This is a genomic window from Tistlia consotensis USBA 355 (assembly GCF_900177295.1).
Classification (GTDB): domain Bacteria; phylum Pseudomonadota; class Alphaproteobacteria; order Kiloniellales; family DSM-21159; genus Tistlia; species Tistlia consotensis.
This window is the reverse complement of sequence record NZ_FWZX01000004.1, coordinates 1-15,704: the sequence shown is the minus strand read 5'-3', so window position 1 is coordinate 15,704 and position 15,704 is coordinate 1. Positions and strand designations below refer to the sequence as shown.

Below are 15,704 nucleotides of genomic sequence, written 5' to 3'. Positions count from 1 at the left end.
TGACGTGACCTCTCTTGCTGACCCGAAGGAAGCGTCGGACGGCCGATCCGGTTCCGCGCCTCAGCCGGCATCCTCGCGGCCGCCGCCGTAGAGACGGTCGAGCGCCGGATCGTCGAAGCGGAAGTCGCGGCTGCAGAACTCGCAGGTCATCACGACCTCGCCCTCGACCTTCATCTCGTCGATCTGCTCGCGCGGGATCGAGCGCAGGATACGCTCGACGCGCTCGCGGGTGCAGCGGCAGCCGACCGCGACCGGCTGCGGCTCGAAGACGCGGATCCCCTCTTCGTGGAACAGGCGGAACAGCAGCCGCTCGGGCGAGATCGCCGGGTCGGCCAGCTCGGCGTCGGTGCAGGAGGCCATCAGGATCAGCGCCCGGCGCCAGTCCTCCTCGGCGATGTCGCCGCCGAACTCGCCCGCGACCGCGCCGGTGCCCTCGCCGCCGCGGCCGCCCTCGCCGGGGATCCGCTCGATCAGCAGCGCGCCGCCGCGCCAGCCGCTCCCGCGCCGCTCGCAGGCGACCAGGATGCCGGCGTTGAGCTGCTGCGACTGGCGGAAGTAGTGCAGCAGGCTGTCGGCGAGCCGCGGCCCGGTCAGCTCGACCAGGCCCTGATAGCGCTCCGAATAGACGCCCTGGTCGACGGTGAAGGCCATGTGGCCGTTGCCGAGCCAGCGCTCGATCGTGCCGTCGTCCTGCGCGGCCTCGCGCCCCACCTCGCCCCCCGCCTCGCCCCCGGCCGCGGCCAGCGCCGCCGCGTCGAAGCCCGCGTAGCCGCGCAGCTCGCCCTCGTGGGTCAGGTCCGCGACCATCGTGCGGATCGCGCCGTCGCCCTTGATCTGCAAGGTGAAGACGCCGTCGTACTTGAGCGACGAGCCGAGCACGCCGCAGAGCGCCAGCAGCTCGCCGAGCAGCCGGGCGACCGGCCCGGGATAGCCGGGCCGCGTCAGGATCGTGTCGAGCGCCGGGCCGAGCCGGATCAGCCGCCCGCGCACGCCGCTCTGCTCCAGCACGAAGGGCTGGATCTGGTCGTCGGCACTGGGGTCCCAGTCGGGCAGGCGGGTCTCGCCGCGCTCGAATCCGGCTGCGCTCATTCCGTCCCCAGGCACCAGAGCAGGATGCCCTTCTGCGCGTGCAGGCGGTTCTCGGCCTCGTCCCAGATCACCGACTGCGGGCCGTCGATCACCGCCTCGGTGACCTCCTGGCCGCGGTGCGCCGGCAGGCAGTGCATGAAGATGGCGTCGGGCCTGGCCAGGGCCATCATGCGCTCGTCGACCTGGTAGGGCCTGAGGATGTTGTGGCGGCGGATCGAATCGCCGACGTCGTCGCCCATCGAGACCCAGGTGTCGGTGACCACGCAGTCGGCGTCCTTCATCGCCTTCACCGGGTCCTCGGTGACCACGATGCGGCCGCCCTCCCTGGCCGCCCAGGCGACGATCTCCTCGGGCGGCTGCAGCTGGCCCGGGCAGGCCAGGCGCAGCTCGAAGCCGAAGCGCACCGCGGCCTGGATCCAGCTGGTCGCCATGTTGTTGCCGTCGCCCGACCAGGCGATAACCTTGCCGGCGATCGGCCCGCGATGCTCCTCGAAGGTCATCACGTCGGCCATCAGCTGGCAGGGGTGGGTGCGGTCGGTCAGCCCGTTGATCACCGGCACGGTGGCGTACTCGGCGAGCTCCAGCAGCTTCTCCTCGCGGGTCGTGCGGATCATGATCGCGTCGACGTAGCGTGACAGCACGCGCGCCGTGTCGGCGATGGTCTCGCCGCGGCCGAGCTGGCTGCCCGAGGGCTCCAGCACGATCGCCTCGCCGCCGAGCTGGCGGATGCCGAGCTCGAAGGACACGCGGGTCCGCGTCGAGGGCTTCTCGAAGATCATCGCCAGGGCCTTGCCGGCGAGCGGCCGGTCGGCACCGGTGGCGCCGCTCTTGCAGGCCTTGCCGAGCTCCAGGACCGTCCGCAGGCCGGCCGAATCGAAGCGGTCGAGGTCGAGGAAGTGCTTGGGGGTCGCGCTCTTGGGGGCCATGGCTATTCCGCCGCCTTCCGGGCCGCGCTCGCGCAGACCTTCTCGATGATCGCGCAGGCCTCGTCGGCCTCGCCGCTGCTGAGCGTCAGGGGCGGCAGCAGGCGAATCACGTTCTCGGCGGCGCCGACGGTCAGCAGGCCGGCCTCGCGCAGCGCGCCGATCAGCTCGGCGTTCGGCCTGGCCGCCTTGAGGCCGAGCATCAGGCCGGCGCCGCGCACCTCCTCGATCTGCTCGGGGTGGCGCCCGGCGATCGCCTCGAGCCGCGAGCGCAGGTGCCCGGCGACCTCCTGGACCCGGTCCAGGAAGCCCTCGGCCAGGATCACGTCGAGCACCGCGTTGCCGACCGCCATGGCCAGCGGGTTGCCGCCGAAGGTCGTGCCGTGGACGCCGGGCGTGAAGCCGACCGCGGTCTTGTCGTTGGCCAGCACCGCGCCGATCGGGAAGCCGCCGCCCAGGCCCTTGGCCAGCATCATGACGTCGGGCGCGATCCCGGCCCACTCGCAGGCGAAGAGCTTGCCGGTGCGGCCCATGCCGCACTGGATCTCGTCGAAGACCAGCACCAGGCCGAACTCGTCGCAGATCGTCCGGAGCTCGCGCAGGTAGTCCAGCTCGGCCGGCCGGATGCCGCCCTCGCCCTGGATCGGCTCGACCAGGATCGCCGCGGTCTCGTCGTCGATCGCCGCGCGCAGCTCGTTGGTGTTGCGGAAGGCCACGGTCTCGTAGCCCGGCACCCGGGGCCCGAAGCCCTCCAGGTACTTCGGGTTGCCGGCCGCCGAGATCGCCGCCATCGAGCGGCCGTGGAACGAGCCGGTGACGGTGATGATCTTCCAGCGCTGCGGGCTGCCGGTGACATTCTGGTAGCGGCGCGCCAGCTTGGCGGCACCCTCGAAGGCCTCGACGCCGGAGTTGCAGAAGAACACCTTGTCGGCGAAGGAAGCGGCGACCAGGCGCTCGGCCAGGCGCTCGCCGGCCGGGATCCGGAACAGGTTCGAGGTGTGCCAAAGCTTCGCCGCCTGGTCCTGCAGCGCCTTGACCAGGTGCGGATGGGCGTGGCCGCAGGAGGTCACGGCGATGCCGGCGGTGAAGTCGAGATAGCGTCGGCCGTCGGTCCCGAACAGGTAGGAGCCCTCGCCGCGTTCGAAGGCGAGATCCGCGCGCGCGTAGGTGTTCATCATCGCTTCGCTCACGGGCGTTCCTCCCGGCCGGACGGCCGATTCAAGGGATTGCAGGAAGTCGGCGAAGATGGCGGCAGGCCGCCGCGAAGTCAACGACGGCCCCGTGAAGGTCGGCCCTGCGGGAAGCGCCTAGGCTCTGACCTTGTAGCCGCTCGCGAAGAGCCGCCAGGCGACCAGGAACAGGACCAGGCAGAGGCCGGCGAGCAGCGCGGCGCCGGTGCCGGGCGAGGCCTGGGCGCTGCCGATGAAGCCGGCGCGCAGGCCGTCGATGCCGTAGAACACGGGATTGAGCAGCATCGCCTCGCGCCCGGCCGCCGGCACGGCGTCGAGGGTGAAGAAGGTGCCCGAGAGGATGCCGAGCGGCATGACCAGGAAGGTCTCGACCAGGGCGTAGCGGTCCCACTTCTCGGCCCAGAGCCCGGTCAGGAAGCCGACCAGCGCGAACAGCAGGCTGCCGAGCGCGGCGAAGACCAGCACGGTGCCGAGATCGGCCAGCGGCAGCGGCACGATCAGCGAGATCAGGCCGAGGATCACGGCGCCGGTGGTCATGCCGGCCAGGGCCGCCGCGCCGACGTAGGCGATCACCACCTCCCAGGGCCGGAGCGGCGCCATCAGCACGTCGGACATCATGCCTTCGAGCTTGTCGTAGACGATCGGGAAGGCGGCGTTCTCGAAGGCGGCGTGGAAGCCCTGGTAGGCGCCGATTCCGGGCACCAGGAAGACCAGCGGCTCGACGCCGCCCAGGCTGGAGCGGCCCTGCGGCAGCGCCAGGACGAAGACCGCCAGGAACAGGGCGGCCGAGATCATCGGCCCGACGATGCCCTCGACGGCGAACTTCAGGTAGCGCAGGAAGGCCCGCTGGTAGAGCGTCCAGAGCCCGCGCCAGTTGACCCGGCCGAAGCGGCGCGGAGCCGCGAAGCCGCCGGCGGTCGCAGGGGCGGTTGCGGGGGCGGTTGCGGCGGCGGGCAGGGGGCCAGGCACGGCGGGGCGGCTCAGGGCTTCAGCTTGTAGCCGGTCGCGAACATCCGCTGCACGACCAGCCAGAGCGCCACGTTGAGGCCCGCCACGGCGACCGCGCCGACCGCGAGGTTGCCGTCGTGATGGCCGAGGAAGCCGTAGCGGAAACCGTCGATCAGGTAGAAGAAGGGGTCGAGGTGGGCGACCAGGTTCCAGCCGTCGGGCAGCCGCTTGATCGAGTAGAAGGTGCCCGACAGGAACGACAGCGGCATGATCACGAAGTTGGTGATCGCGGCGATGTGGTCGAACTTCTCGGCCCAGATGCCGCCGATCATGCCGAGCAGCGCCAGCATCAGCGAGGCGTTGACGGCGAACCAGACGACCGCGAGCGGGTCGTGGATGCCGATCGGCAGGAAGATCGCCATCGCGATGCCGGCCGCCAGGGCGACCGAGAGGCCGCGCGTCACGCCGCCGGCGGCGAAGCCCAGCGCCAGCTCGAAGTGGCTGAGCGGCGGCATCAGCACGTCGACGATGTTGCCCTGCACCTTGGAGATCAGGATCGAGGAGGAGGTGTTGGCGAAGGCCTGCTGGATGATCTGCATCATGATCAGGCCCGGCGCCAGGAACACGGCGTAGGGCACGTCGCCGAACTTGATGTTGCCGCGTCCCAGGGCGAGCGTGAAGATCGCCAGGAACAGCAGCGAGGTGACCATCGGCGCCAGGATCGTCTGGGTGAAGACGTTGAGGAAGCGCTTGACCTCGCGGAGGTAGAGCGTCCAGAGACCGCGCCAATTGACCCGGCCGAGGTTGCGCGGGCCGGGGTGGCTGCGCCGCGGCTGCAGCGCAGCGCCCGCCAGCGGACGGCGCCGGGCCGCGCCGAGGTCGCTTTCGGTGGTTGCCATGGCCGGGGAGATAGCGTGCCGAGGCAGGCCGAACAAGCGCGCTTCGGTCATGGGCAGCATTCGGGCCGGGATTCGGGCCAGCATTCGGGCCAGCATTCGGGGGAGCATTCGTGACGGACGACGGCAGCACCCGGAAGACGCGGCGCCGCGGCCCCCGCCCGGCGACGCCCGAGCGCCTGGAGAAGGCCGCCCTGGCCTATCTGGAGCGCTACGCGGCGAGCAGCGGGTCGCTGCGCCGGGTGCTCGCCCGCCGGGTCCGGCGCAGCGCCGAGCTGCACGGCACCGACCCGGCCGAGGGCGCGGCGGCGATCGAGGCGATCGTCGGCAAGCTGACCCGCGCCGGCTTCCTGGACGACGACGCCTTCGCCCGCGGCCTGGCCGAGAGCCTGCAGCGCCGTGGCCTGTCGCAGCGCGCCATCGCCCGGCGCCTCGCCGCCAAGGGCCTGGCCGGGTCGCTGCGCGAGGCGGCGCTCGGGCGCCTCGCCGAGACGCGCGCCGATCCGGAGCTGGAGGCCGCGCTCGCCTATGCCCGCCGGCGCCGGCTCGGCCCCTTCGCCGCGCCCGGCCGGCGGGCCGAGCGGCGCGAGCGCGACCTTGCCGCCCTGGCGCGCCAGGGCTTCCCCTTCGGCCTCGCGCTGCGGGTCGTCGATGCGCCCGACGCAGCGGCCGCCGAGGCGCTCGCCGAGGATCCCGACGCCGCCGGCCGGCCGCGCGACCCGGAGTGAGGGGCGGCCTCAGCCGCCCAGCGTCGCGAACAGCCGGTCGAGCACCGAGTCGAGCAGCGCCAGGTCCGCCGGTGTCGAGAGGCGATGGTCGCCCGTCTTGACCAGGTGCAGCTCGACGTCGTCGCTCCGCAGCGCGCCGGCGAGCCTCGGCGACAGCTGCCAGGGCACGTTCGGGTCGGCCATGCCGTGCAGCAGCCGCACCGGGCAGTCGAGCGGGATCGGCCGGCGCAGCAGCAGGTGCCGGCGGCCCTCCTCGATCAGCCGGCGGGTGATCGTGTAGGGCTGCTCGCCGTACGCGCTGGGCTGGCGGTAGACGCCGTCGCGCTCCAGCGTCTCCCGGATCTCGGGCGCGAAGGTCGCCCACATCAGGTCCTCGGTGAAGTCGGGCGCCGCGGCGATGCCGACCAGCCCGGCGACCCGCTGCGGCCGGGCCAGGGCCGCCAGCAGCATCAGCCAGCCACCCATCGAGGAGCCGACCAGGACCTGCGGCCCCTCGGTCAGCGCGTCCAGGGCGGCGACGGCGTCCTCGGCCCAGCGGCCGATCGTTCCGCTCTCGAAATCACCAGACGATTCGCCGTGGCCGAAATAGTCGAAACGCAGGAAGGCGCGGCCGCGGCGCTTCGCGTGCTCTTCCAGAAAGCTTGCTTTCGTGCCCGTCATGTCGGACATGAAGCCGCCGAGGAACACCAGCCCCGGGCCCTTGCCCGCGGTGCGGTGATAGGCGATGGTGGCGCCGTCCCGACGGTGTAGCCGGGATGCGGGGGTGGTCTTGGCGATTTCCCTATCAGGCATGTGGTTCCACCGCCGTGACGGATGATCTCGAACTGGCCGAAGCGGGCGGCGACCCTAGCATCGTCGCGCAGGCCGACAAAGACCTGCCGCCGGTCGTCCTGCAGGTGCTGCCGGCGCTGGTCACGGGCGGGGTCGAGCGCGGCACGGTCGACATGGCCCAGGCGATCCTGGAAGAGGGCGCCATCGCCATCGTCGCCTCGTCCGGCGGGCCGATGGTCTACGAGCTGCAGCGCAGCGGCGCCGACCACGTCGAGCTGCCGCTCGACAGCAAGAACCCCTGGCGCATCCTGTCCAATGCCCGGAAGCTCGAGGAGCTGATCCGCCTGCGCAGCGTCTCGATCGTCCACGCGCGCAGCCGGGCGCCGGCCTGGAGCGCCTGGCTGGCGACGCGGCGCACCGGCCGCGCCTTCGTCACCACCTTCCACGCGCCCTACGGCCTGAAGCCGCCGATCAAGCGGCTCTACAACCAGGTCATGGCGCGCGGCGACCGGGTGATCTGCATCTCGCACTTTGTCGCCGAGCACGTGCAGCGCAACTACCGGGTCGACCCGGCGCGACTCCGGGTGATTCCGCGCGGCGTCGACCTGGAGCGCTTCGATCCGACCCGGATCTCGGCCGAGCGGGTGATCCAGCTGGCCCAGCGCTGGCGCCTGCCCGACGGCGTGCCGGTGATCATGCTGCCCGGCCGCCTGACCCGCTGGAAGGGCGCCGAGCTGCTGCTCGCCGCGGCCGCGCGCCTGGCCCGCGACCGCGAGTTCCTGCTGCTGCTGGTCGGCTCCGACCGCAACAGCAGCCTGCGGGCGGAGCTCGAATCCAAGGCCGCCGCCTTCGGGCTGGGCGGCAAGTTCGCCGCGGTCGGCGACTGCGACGACATGCCCGCCGCCTTCATGCTGGCCGACGTCGTGGTCTCCGCCTCGCTGGAGCCGGAGGGCTTCGGCCGGGTCATCGGCGAGGCCCAGGCCATGGGCCGGCCGGTCGTCGCCGCGGCCCACGGCGGCGCCCTGGAGCAGGTCGAGGACGGCGAGACCGGCTTCCTGTTCAATCCCGGCGACGTCGAGTCGCTGGCGGTCAGCCTGCGCCACGCCCTCGACCTGCCGGCCGGGGCGCGCGCCGAGCTGGCCGAGCGCGCGGTCGCGCATGTCCGCGCCCACTTCTCCAAGCGCCTGATGTGCCGCCGCACCCTCGAGGTCTACGACGAGCTGCTGCGCGGGTAGGGGCGCGCGAGTCCCCTCTCCGCCCCCAGGGGCGGAGAGGGAGTTTTCGGGTGGCGGCGGCTTTCGGGGCCGGCCCTCGCGGCTTGACTCGGCATGCCCAGCTTCTAAATTCCGGCACCCCGTGCTTATTCGGCTCGCGCGCGGGGTCCGATCGGCCGGCGCGGCGTTCCGCGGCCGGCCGTCGCGTCGTGAGCGCGCCCTGTCGGGGCGCCTCGCCCCGGGCAGGCAAACGGAAGACGGATATCATGGTCGCGATCACGCTGCCGGACGGGACGGTCAGGCGTTTCGAGGGCCCGGTCACCGGGCTCGAGCTCGCCGAGTCGATCGGCCCGGGCCTCGCCAAGGCCGCCCTCGCCGTCACCGTCGAGGGCGAGCCGCGCGATCTCGCCCGGCCGATCGAGCAGGACGCGACGGTCGAGATCGTCACCGCGCGCCATCCCTACGCGCTCGAGCTGGTGCGCCACGACTGCGCCCACGTGCTCGCGCAGGCGGTGCAGGAGCTGTTCCCCGGCACCCAGATCACCTTCGGCCCGGCGACCGACGACGGCTTCTACTACGACTTCTATCGCGAGCAGCCCTTCTCGACCGACGACTTCGCGGCGATCGAGGCGCGCATGGCGGAGATCGTCGACCGCGACCTGCCGATCGCCCGCGAGGTCTGGGACAAGGCGAGCGCCCACAGTTTCTTCAAGGAGACCGGCGAGTCCTTCAAGGCCGAGTGGGCCCTGGCGCTGCCCGACGGCGAGCCGATCACCTTCTACCGCCAGGGTGATTGGATCGACCTCTGCCGCGGCCCGCACCTGCCCTCGACCGGCAAGCTGCCCAAGGCCTTCAAGCTGATGAAGCTGGCCGGCGCCTACTGGCGCGGCGACGCGCGCAACCCGCAGCTGCAGCGCATCTACGGCACGGCCTGGCTCACCGAAAAGGACCTCAAGGCCCACCTGACCATGATCGAGGAGGCCGAGAAGCGCGACCATCGCCGCCTCGGCCGCGAGATGGACCTGTTCCACCTGCAGGAGGAGGCGGTCGGCTCGACCTTCTGGCATCCGGCCGGCTGGACCCTCTACCGCACGGTCGAGGCCTACATGCGCCGGCGCCTGGAGCGCGGCGGCTACGTCGAGGTCAAGACGCCGCAGCTGATCGACCGCGCGCTCTGGGAGGCCTCGGGCCACTGGGAGAAGTTCCGCGAGCACATGTTCATCGCCGAGAGCGAGGAGCGGGTGCTGGCGGTCAAGCCGATGAACTGCCCGGGCCACGTGCAGATCTTCAAGCAGGGCATCACCAGCTACCGCGACCTGCCGATCCGCATGGCCGAGTTCGGCTCCTGCCACCGCAACGAGCCCTCGGGTGCGCTGCACGGCCTGATGCGGGTCCGCGCCTTCACCCAGGACGACGCCCACATCTTCTGCACCGAGGACCAGATCGTCAGCGAGACCAAGGTCTTCTGCGAGCTCTTGCAGTCGATCTACCGCGACTTCGGCTTCCCGGAGGTCAAGGTCAAGTTCTCCGACCGGCCGGAGAAGCGGGCCGGCAGCGACGCGACCTGGGACAAGGCGGAAGCCGCGCTCAAGCACGCGACCGAAGAGGCCGGGCTCAGCTTCACCCTGAACCCCGGCGAGGGCGCCTTCTACGGCCCCAAGCTGGAGTTCGTGCTGCAGGACGCGATCGGCCGCGACTGGCAGTGCGGCACGTTGCAGGTCGACTTCGTGCTGCCCGAGCGGCTCGACGCGGTCTATGTCGGCGAGGACGGCGCCAAGCACCGCCCGGTCATGCTGCACCGGGCGATCCTCGGCTCCTTCGAACGTTTCCTGGCGATCCTGATCGAGAACTTCGCCGGCCGCTTCCCGCTCTGGCTGGCGCCGCGCCAGGTCGTGGTCTGCCCGATCACCAGCGACGCCGACGTCTATGCCGAGGAGGTGCGCGCCGCCCTGGCGGCCCGCGGCCTCAGGGCCGAGACCGACCTGCGCAACGAGAAGATCAACTACAAGGTGCGCGAGCACAGCCACGCCAAGGTGCCGGTGATCGCCGTCGTCGGCCGCCGCGAGGCCGAGCAGCGGACGGTCACCCTGCGCCGCCTCGGCGTCGAGCAGCAGGAGTCTCTTGCACTCGACGCCGCCGTCATTACACTAATAGGCGAGGCGTCTCCGCCGGATTTACGGGCGGAGCGCTGATTGGCGTTTGATCAAGCGCCATCCGGCACGGTATTGGCCGGATCCTGCGACCTGTCGAAAGCAACAGAGGAGAGGTTTCCATAGCTCGACCGCCGTTCAATCCGACGCCAAGCCGCGACGGCCCGCGCGTCAACCGCCAGATCGATGTCATGAAAGTCCGCCTGATCGACGAAGAGGGCGAGAACTTGGGCGTCGTTCCCACCCGCGAGGCTCTGCTGCGCGCCGAGGACGTCGGACTCGATCTGGTCGAGATCTCGCCGCAGGCCGATCCGCCTGTCTGCAAGATCCTCGACTTCGGGCGCTACAAGTACGAGGCCCAGAAGCGGGCCAACGAGGCGCGCAAGAAGCAGAAGACGATCGAGCTCAAGGAAATCAAGATGCGCCCGAACATCGACGACCACGATTACGGGGTCAAGATGCGGGCCATCAACCGCTTCCTGGGCGAGGGCGACAAGGTCAAGGTGACCCTGCGCTTCCGCGGCCGCGAGATGGCCCACCAGGAGCTCGGCCTCAACCTGCTGTTCAAGGTCCGCGACGAGATCGCCGAGATCGCCAAGGTCGAGCAGACGCCGAAGCTCGAAGGCCGCCAGATGACCATGGTCGTCGCGCCGCGCTGAGTCGCCGGCGCCGGAAACGACGAAGGCCTCGCCCCCGGCCGGGGACGAGGCCTTTCTTGTCTGTCGGTCCCGGCGGGCCGCCGTCGCCGACCTGGGCGTGGGCGTCCCGCCGCTCAGGCCGCGAACAGCGGGCTGCCCGGCTCGCCGAGGTCGTACCAGAGGCCGGCCATGACGGTCAGGGCCTCGCGGCAGACCGGGCGCAGCACGTGCTCGTTCGGCGCATGCTGGCTGCAGCCGGCGTAGGAGTGCGGCACCCAGACCGTCGGCAGGCCGAGGATCTCGCTGAAGGCGTCGTTCGGGATGGTGCCGCCGAGGTTGGGCAGCAGCGCCGGCCGTTTGCCAGTGGTCTTCTCCAGGGAGGCCGCGGCGAAGCGCGCCGCCGGATGCTCCGGGTCGAGCCGGGTCGCCGGCATCGGCGTGTCCCTGGCCGGCGCCGCCACGACCTGCGGGAAGCCGGCCTGCCTGAGGTGGGCGGCGATCGCCGGCACGACCTCCTCGGGCCGCGTGCCGACCACGAAGCGCAGCTGGCAGACCGCCTCGGCGCGGCCCGGGATGGCGTTGACCGGCTTCGCCGGGTCGCCGGTCACGAAGGCCAGGATCTCCAGGGCGTTCCAGCCGTAGACGCGCTCCGGCGGGGTCAGGCCCGGCTCGCCCCAGTCGGCGTCGATCGCCGGGGCGCCGGGGCCGCCGTCGATCTCGATGTCGGCGAGCGCCTTGCGCACCGCGTCGGTCAGGCTGGTCGGGCGCAGCGCCTGGACCCGGATCTCGCCGCGCGGGCCGACCAGGCTGGCCAGGGCGTTGGCCAGGATCGTGCCGGGATTGGCCAGCGCGCCGCCCCAGTTGCCGCTGTGGTGGCCGCCCTGCCGCAGGTCGACCGTCAGGGTGAAGTTGATGACACCGCGCGAGCCGAAATAGAGCGTCGGCCGGTCGGGCGCGACGCGCGGGCCGTCGGAGGCGACCAGCAGGTCGGCCTTCAGGCGCTCGGCCTGGTCTCGGCAGAAGGGGCGCAGGCCCGGCGAGCCGACCTCCTCGCCGGTCTCGATCAGCGCCTTGACGTTGTAGCCCAGCTTGCCGCCGCGGGCCTTCAGCGCCGCCTCCAGGCCGAGCTGGTTGATCGTGTGCTGGGCCTTGTTGTCGGCGCTGCCGCGACCGTAGAGGCGGTCGCCGTCACGGCTCAGGGTCCAGGGGTCGCGGCCGTCGCGCCAGCGGCCCTCGTGGCCGCGCACCGTGTCGCCGTGGCCGTAGGTCAGCACCGTCGGCAGCGCCGGATCCTCGATGCGCTCGGCGACCAGGAAGGGCACGCCGGCCATCTCGGGGTTCTCGAAGGTCGACCAGGCGAAGCCGAGCCCGGCCAGGGCCGGGCCGATCTCCGCGGTCAGGTAGCGCTCCAGCTCGGGCCGGGCGTCCGGCTCCTGGCTGGTCGAGGCGATGGCGACGCGGCGCGCCAAGTCCTTCTCGAAACGGCCCTCGTCGAAGAAGGCGGCGGCGGCGGCGACGGCGGTTTCGCGTGACATGCTGGTTCCCTGCTGTTTCGCCCCTCTCTCGCCCGCGCCGGCCCTGCGGTCAAGCGCACCCTGCTCCTGGCAGCCTTGTCCGGACGGGCCGGATCCGCCGTTGTCGAGCCCGGCGCGCGCACACCGCTCCGGCGAGACTTAACCGACTATTTAGGTCTCGCGGCCTAGAACGGCGCGATGCGAGTTCCCGTCAGACAGCAGGCGCCCGACGCTGCGGCCGGCGGCCTTCGGGCCCTGCTGCCGGCGCTCGTCCTGCTGCTGGTCAGCCTGCTCGTCATGCCGGCCCTGGCCGTCCGCCTGCCGTCTGCCGGGCAGGAGGTCGCACTGGTCTTTCCGCCGGGCACCTCGTCCGATGCCGCGATCGGCGCCGTCGCCTCGGCCGACGGCCTGCTGGTCCGTCCCGGCGGCTTTGACAACCTGATGATCGCGCGCTTCCCGCACGCCCTCGGCTGGCTGGCGCTCTGGCGCCTGGGCGTCGTCGTCGCGCTCGATCCCGCGGTCGCCGGCGCCTGCGCCGCCTTCCTGCAGTCCTCCTCGAAGGGAGCTCCGTCGTGAACGCATTGCTGTCGATCCGTGGCCAGGTCGCGCGCGCGATCGTGCTGTACCTCTGGCTCCACGTGCCGGTGATCGCCGGCGTCAGCTTCCTGCTGCAGGGCGGCAGCCTGCTGCCGGCCGCCGCCGCGGCCTTCTTCGCCCTGGCCGCGACCCTGGCCTGGCGCTTCGATCCGCGCGGCGACAGCGCCCGGCCGGTCGCCGGCGTCGCCCTGGTCATGATGGTCGCGCTGCTGGTCTACGAGTTCCGCGGCAACGGCTGGCAGATCGACATGCACATGTACTTCTTCGCGGCGCTCGCCCTGCTGGCGGCCTTCTGCGACTGGAAGACCCTGCTGATCTCCGCGGCCGCCATCGCCATCCACCACCTGGGGCTCAACTTCCTCTACGCCGCCGCAGTCTTCCCCGGCGGCGCGGACCTCGCCAGGGTGGTGCTCCACGCGGTCATCGTGGTCATCGAGACGGGGGCGCTGATCTGGCTGACCGCCCGGCTCACCCAGGCCTTCGCCGGCAGCGAGGTCGCGCTGAAGCGGGCCCGCGCCGCCGAGGCCAAGGCCAAGGCCGCCTCCGAGGCGCGGGAGGCTGCGGAGCGCGAGGCAGCCGAGCGCCGCCAGCGCGAGCTCGCCGCCTTCGCCGACGGCTTCGAGCAGAACGTCGCCAAGGTCGTCCAGGCGGTCTCGCAGCAGGCCGAGGGCCTGCGCCTGCGCAGCGACGACCTGTCCGAGGCCGTCGGCGCCATCGGCGAGCGCAGCCGCTCGGCCGCCGGCAGCGCCCAGGGCGCGGTCGACGAGGTGCAGAGCGCCGCGACCGCCACCGAGGAACTCGGCCGCTCGATCGACGAGATCGCCGGGCGGGCCGCCGAGGCCGGCCGGATCAGCCAGGAGGCGGTGACCAACGCCGAGGCGACCGACGGCACGGTCCAGGCGCTGTCGACCGCCGCCGAGAAGATCGGCGCCGTGGTCACGCTGATCAGCGAGATCGCCGAGCAGACCAACCTGCTCGCCTTGAACGCGACAATCGAGGCGGCGCGCGCCGGCGAGGCCGGCAAGGGCTTCGCGGTCGTGGCCTCGGAGGTCAAGAATCTGGCGACCCAGACCGCCAAGGCGACCGAGGAGATCGGCCAGCAGATCGGCGAGATGCAGGGTGCCACCGGCGAGTCGGTCCAGGCCATCGCGCGGATCCGCCAGACCATCGAGAAGCTCGACGGCGTCGCCGGCGCGATCGCCTCCGCGGTCGAGGAGCAGTCGGCCGCGGTTCGGGAGATCACCGGCAACACCAGCCGTGCCGCCGACGGCGCCGGACGGGCCGGCCGCGAGATCACCGAGCTCGGCGGTTCCGCCCAGCATGCCCTCGGCGCGGTGCGCGAGAACGCGGCGGCCTCGGAGGCGCTGGGCAGCGCCGTCGCCGACCTGGAGGCTCAGGTCAGCGACTTCCTGCGCCAGGTCCGGGCCGCCTGACGCGCCGCTTCCACACGTCCCTGGACAAGCGAAAGGCCACCGAACCGTTCGGCGGCCTTCTTCGCATCGGCCGGGCGGTAACGGGGGACGCCGGGCGTTAACGCCATGGCAAGAGTCGCGGATCAAAAGTTGAAGCACGGCGGGTCCTATCCGCCTGCACCGCGATACGCACGCCAACCAAAGAAGCCGGGGATCACCATGACGACCGAAGAGACGACTGTGCCCGATGCAGAGCAGCGGGACGAGGATTCCCGGACCGTCCGGGCCGCCCGCACCGCCGGCAAGCCGGCCTTCGGCATCGCGCCGCGCCTGTTTCTCGCCTTCGGCTGCGTTGCGGCGCTGATCCTGCTGGCCTGCGGCGTCGCGCTGGTCAGCGGCCGCAACGTGCAGAAGAGCTTCTCGGTCGCGACCGACCGCAGCGTGCCGGCGATGAGCGAGGCCCTGACCCTGCAGTCCAATGCCGCCAGCCTGGCGGCCGCGGCGCCGCTGCTGGCGGCCGCGAACAGCGACGCCGAGCGACAGGCGGCGCTCGACCGGCTGAACGACCGCTGGGCGGCGCTCGAGGCCGGCGTCGACAAGCTGGAGAAGCTCGGCGCCCGGCCGGAGCGGATCGAGGCGATCCGCGGCAGCACCACGGCGCTCGCGGGCGCGACCGGCAACCTCAACAAGGCGGTCGTCGCGGAACTGAAGCTGAGCTCGGCGATCGCCGAGCGCCGTGCCGCTGTCGAGGCGGCCCAGGACGCCCTGCTCGAGACCACCGACAAGGTCGCGGAGCAGGCCAGCACCGACACCAGCATCTCCGGCGTCGCCACCGGCATGCATCTGGAGGACGGCGTCAAGAAGCTGTTCGCCGAGCAGGTGCCGCAGTTCCGCCAGGTGATCGAGACCTCGGCGGCCGCCGAGCGGCTCGGCAAGCTGCTCGTCCTGGCCTCCGCGGCCGGCGACGCCGCCGAGCTCGACCGCCTGGCGGGCGCCTTCCAGAAGGACCTCGAGACCCTGAAGGCCGGCATCGCGGCGCTGCCCGAGGGCGACTGGAGCAAGCCGCTGGCGGAGCAGCTGACGGCGCTGCAGGCGCTCGGCAGCGGCCCGGACAGCATCTTCGACCAGCGCCGCGCGCAGCTCGCCGCGGGCACCGCGGGCGGCGGCGCCCTGGCCGAGCTGCGCAGCCGGGTCGAGGCGGCGACCGACGCGCTGGGCGCCCAGCTCACGCCGGCGCTCGAGAAGGTCCAGGCCGACCTGGCGGCTGCCGGCAAGGAGACGGCGGCCAAGGGGTCGGGCGCGATCCGTACGCTGATGGATCACGGCGTCAAGAACCTGCAGGGCATCCTGACCATGAAGGCCGAGGCGAATCGCATGGCCGGCCTGATGGGCCAGGCCACGACGGCGCCCGATGCCGAGGCCCTGAAGAAACTCAAGGCCGACTTCGGCACCCGCGCGGCACTGTCCGCGATGGCGCTGCTGCGCGCCGCCGACGTGCGCGACAAGGTCGAGGAAAAGCGGGCCGCGCTGCAGGCTCTGGGCGAGAAGGCGGGGAACGTCTTCGAGCTTCGCTCGGAGCAGCTGGCGGCGCAGCGGCAGGCGGAGCAGGCGCTTTCGGAGAGCCGGCAGGCGGC

The 15,704-nt window shown here is 72.0% G+C and carries 14 protein-coding genes; 7 read left to right on the top strand and 7 right to left on the bottom strand.

The window, feature by feature from the left end; genetic code table 11:
* Nucleotides 1-60: 60 nt before the first annotated feature.
* The 5 genes from hslO to B9O00_RS06840 all read right to left on the bottom strand — a co-directional run bounded on the left by hslO (nucleotide 61) and on the right by B9O00_RS06840 (nucleotide 5,049).
* Nucleotides 61-1,089 carry an Hsp33 family molecular chaperone HslO gene (gene hslO, locus B9O00_RS06860; protein ID WP_085121727.1) on the bottom strand — a complete coding sequence of 343 codons (1,029 nt, stop codon included), beginning with the start codon at nucleotides 1,087-1,089 and terminating at the stop codon, nucleotides 61-63.
* Nucleotides 1,086-2,015, bottom strand: coding sequence for an ornithine carbamoyltransferase (argF, locus tag B9O00_RS06855; protein ID WP_085121726.1), 930 nt, complete (start codon nucleotides 2,013-2,015; stop codon nucleotides 1,086-1,088). Before argF ends, hslO begins: the two co-directional genes overlap by 4 nt.
* A 2-nt stretch (nucleotides 2,016-2,017) precedes the next feature.
* Nucleotides 2,018-3,202 (bottom strand): aspartate aminotransferase family protein, encoded by a 1,185-nt coding sequence (locus B9O00_RS06850; RefSeq protein ID WP_089229566.1) that lies wholly within the window; start codon nucleotides 3,200-3,202, stop codon nucleotides 2,018-2,020.
* Between the two features lie 117 nt (nucleotides 3,203-3,319).
* The gene (locus B9O00_RS06845) at nucleotides 3,320-4,171 is read right to left on the bottom strand and encodes an ABC transporter permease (protein WP_159460131.1); all 852 of its coding nucleotides are present in this window, start codon (nucleotides 4,169-4,171) and stop codon (nucleotides 3,320-3,322) included.
* Between the two features lie 11 nt (nucleotides 4,172-4,182).
* Nucleotides 4,183-5,049, bottom strand: a complete 867-nt coding sequence (locus B9O00_RS06840) for an ABC transporter permease (RefSeq protein WP_085122007.1) — start codon at nucleotides 5,047-5,049, stop codon at nucleotides 4,183-4,185.
* 110 nt (nucleotides 5,050-5,159) lie between these two features.
* On the opposite strand from B9O00_RS06840, the gene B9O00_RS06835 reads away from it, so the two are divergent.
* A complete protein-coding gene (locus B9O00_RS06835; protein ID WP_085121725.1) occupies nucleotides 5,160-5,774 on the top strand; it encodes a RecX family transcriptional regulator in 615 nt (204 codons plus the stop codon).
* Nucleotides 5,775-5,783: 9 nt separating this feature from the next.
* Here B9O00_RS06835 and B9O00_RS06830 read toward each other — a convergent pair whose 3' ends face one another.
* Nucleotides 5,784-6,566, bottom strand: coding sequence for an alpha/beta hydrolase (locus tag B9O00_RS06830; RefSeq protein ID WP_085122006.1), 783 nt, complete (start codon nucleotides 6,564-6,566; stop codon nucleotides 5,784-5,786).
* A gap of 14 nt (nucleotides 6,567-6,580) precedes the next feature.
* Here B9O00_RS06830 and B9O00_RS06825 point away from each other — a divergent pair, with 14 nt between their 5' ends.
* The 3 genes from B9O00_RS06825 (at nucleotide 6,581) to infC (ending at nucleotide 10,568) form a co-directional block, all read left to right on the top strand.
* On the top strand, nucleotides 6,581-7,780 hold the full coding sequence (locus B9O00_RS06825) for a glycosyltransferase family 4 protein (protein WP_218822790.1): 1,200 nt from the start codon (nucleotides 6,581-6,583) through the stop codon (nucleotides 7,778-7,780).
* Between the two features lie 245 nt (nucleotides 7,781-8,025).
* Nucleotides 8,026-9,951: a threonine--tRNA ligase gene (gene thrS / locus B9O00_RS06820; RefSeq protein WP_085121723.1), complete on the top strand. Its 1,926-nt coding sequence runs from the start codon at nucleotides 8,026-8,028 to the stop codon at nucleotides 9,949-9,951.
* A gap of 80 nt (nucleotides 9,952-10,031) precedes the next feature.
* Nucleotides 10,032-10,568 carry a translation initiation factor IF-3 gene (gene infC / locus B9O00_RS06815; protein ID WP_085121722.1) on the top strand — a complete coding sequence of 179 codons (537 nt, stop codon included), beginning with the start codon at nucleotides 10,032-10,034 and terminating at the stop codon, nucleotides 10,566-10,568.
* A gap of 113 nt (nucleotides 10,569-10,681) precedes the next feature.
* On the opposite strand, the gene B9O00_RS06810 is transcribed toward infC, so the two are convergent.
* Nucleotides 10,682-12,082, bottom strand: coding sequence for a M20 family metallopeptidase (locus B9O00_RS06810; protein ID WP_085121721.1), 1,401 nt, complete (start codon nucleotides 12,080-12,082; stop codon nucleotides 10,682-10,684).
* 177 nt (nucleotides 12,083-12,259) lie between these two features.
* Here B9O00_RS06810 and B9O00_RS06805 point away from each other — a divergent pair, with 177 nt between their 5' ends.
* From B9O00_RS06805 to B9O00_RS06795, 3 genes are all read left to right on the top strand, one after another.
* Nucleotides 12,260-12,637 carry a hypothetical protein gene (locus B9O00_RS06805; protein WP_085121720.1) on the top strand — a complete coding sequence of 126 codons (378 nt, stop codon included), beginning with the start codon at nucleotides 12,260-12,262 and terminating at the stop codon, nucleotides 12,635-12,637.
* Nucleotides 12,634-14,091 carry a methyl-accepting chemotaxis protein gene (locus tag B9O00_RS06800; protein ID WP_143596172.1) on the top strand — a complete coding sequence of 486 codons (1,458 nt, stop codon included), beginning with the start codon at nucleotides 12,634-12,636 and terminating at the stop codon, nucleotides 14,089-14,091. Before B9O00_RS06805 ends, B9O00_RS06800 begins: the two co-directional genes overlap by 4 nt.
* Nucleotides 14,092-14,289: 198 nt before the next feature.
* The coding region (locus B9O00_RS06795; RefSeq protein WP_143596171.1) for a hypothetical protein at nucleotides 14,290-15,704 on the top strand (1,415 nt) is incomplete at its 3' end.

Coding starts and splice junctions, on each gene's coding strand:
- hslO (WP_085121727.1), bottom strand. CDS start 1,089: ATGAGCGCAGCCGGATTCGAGCGCGGCGAGACCCGCCTGCCCGACTGG.
- argF (WP_085121726.1), bottom strand. CDS start 2,015: ATGGCCCCCAAGAGCGCGACCCCCAAGCACTTCCTCGACCTCGACCGC.
- B9O00_RS06840 (WP_085122007.1), bottom strand. CDS start 5,049: ATGGCAACCACCGAAAGCGACCTCGGCGCGGCCCGGCGCCGTCCGCTG.
- B9O00_RS06830 (WP_085122006.1), bottom strand. CDS start 6,566: ATGCCTGATAGGGAAATCGCCAAGACCACCCCCGCATCCCGGCTACAC.
- thrS (WP_085121723.1), top strand. CDS start 8,026: ATGGTCGCGATCACGCTGCCGGACGGGACGGTCAGGCGTTTCGAGGGC.
- B9O00_RS06810 (WP_085121721.1), bottom strand. CDS start 12,082: ATGTCACGCGAAACCGCCGTCGCCGCCGCCGCCGCCTTCTTCGACGAG.
- B9O00_RS06805 (WP_085121720.1), top strand. CDS start 12,260: ATGCGAGTTCCCGTCAGACAGCAGGCGCCCGACGCTGCGGCCGGCGGC.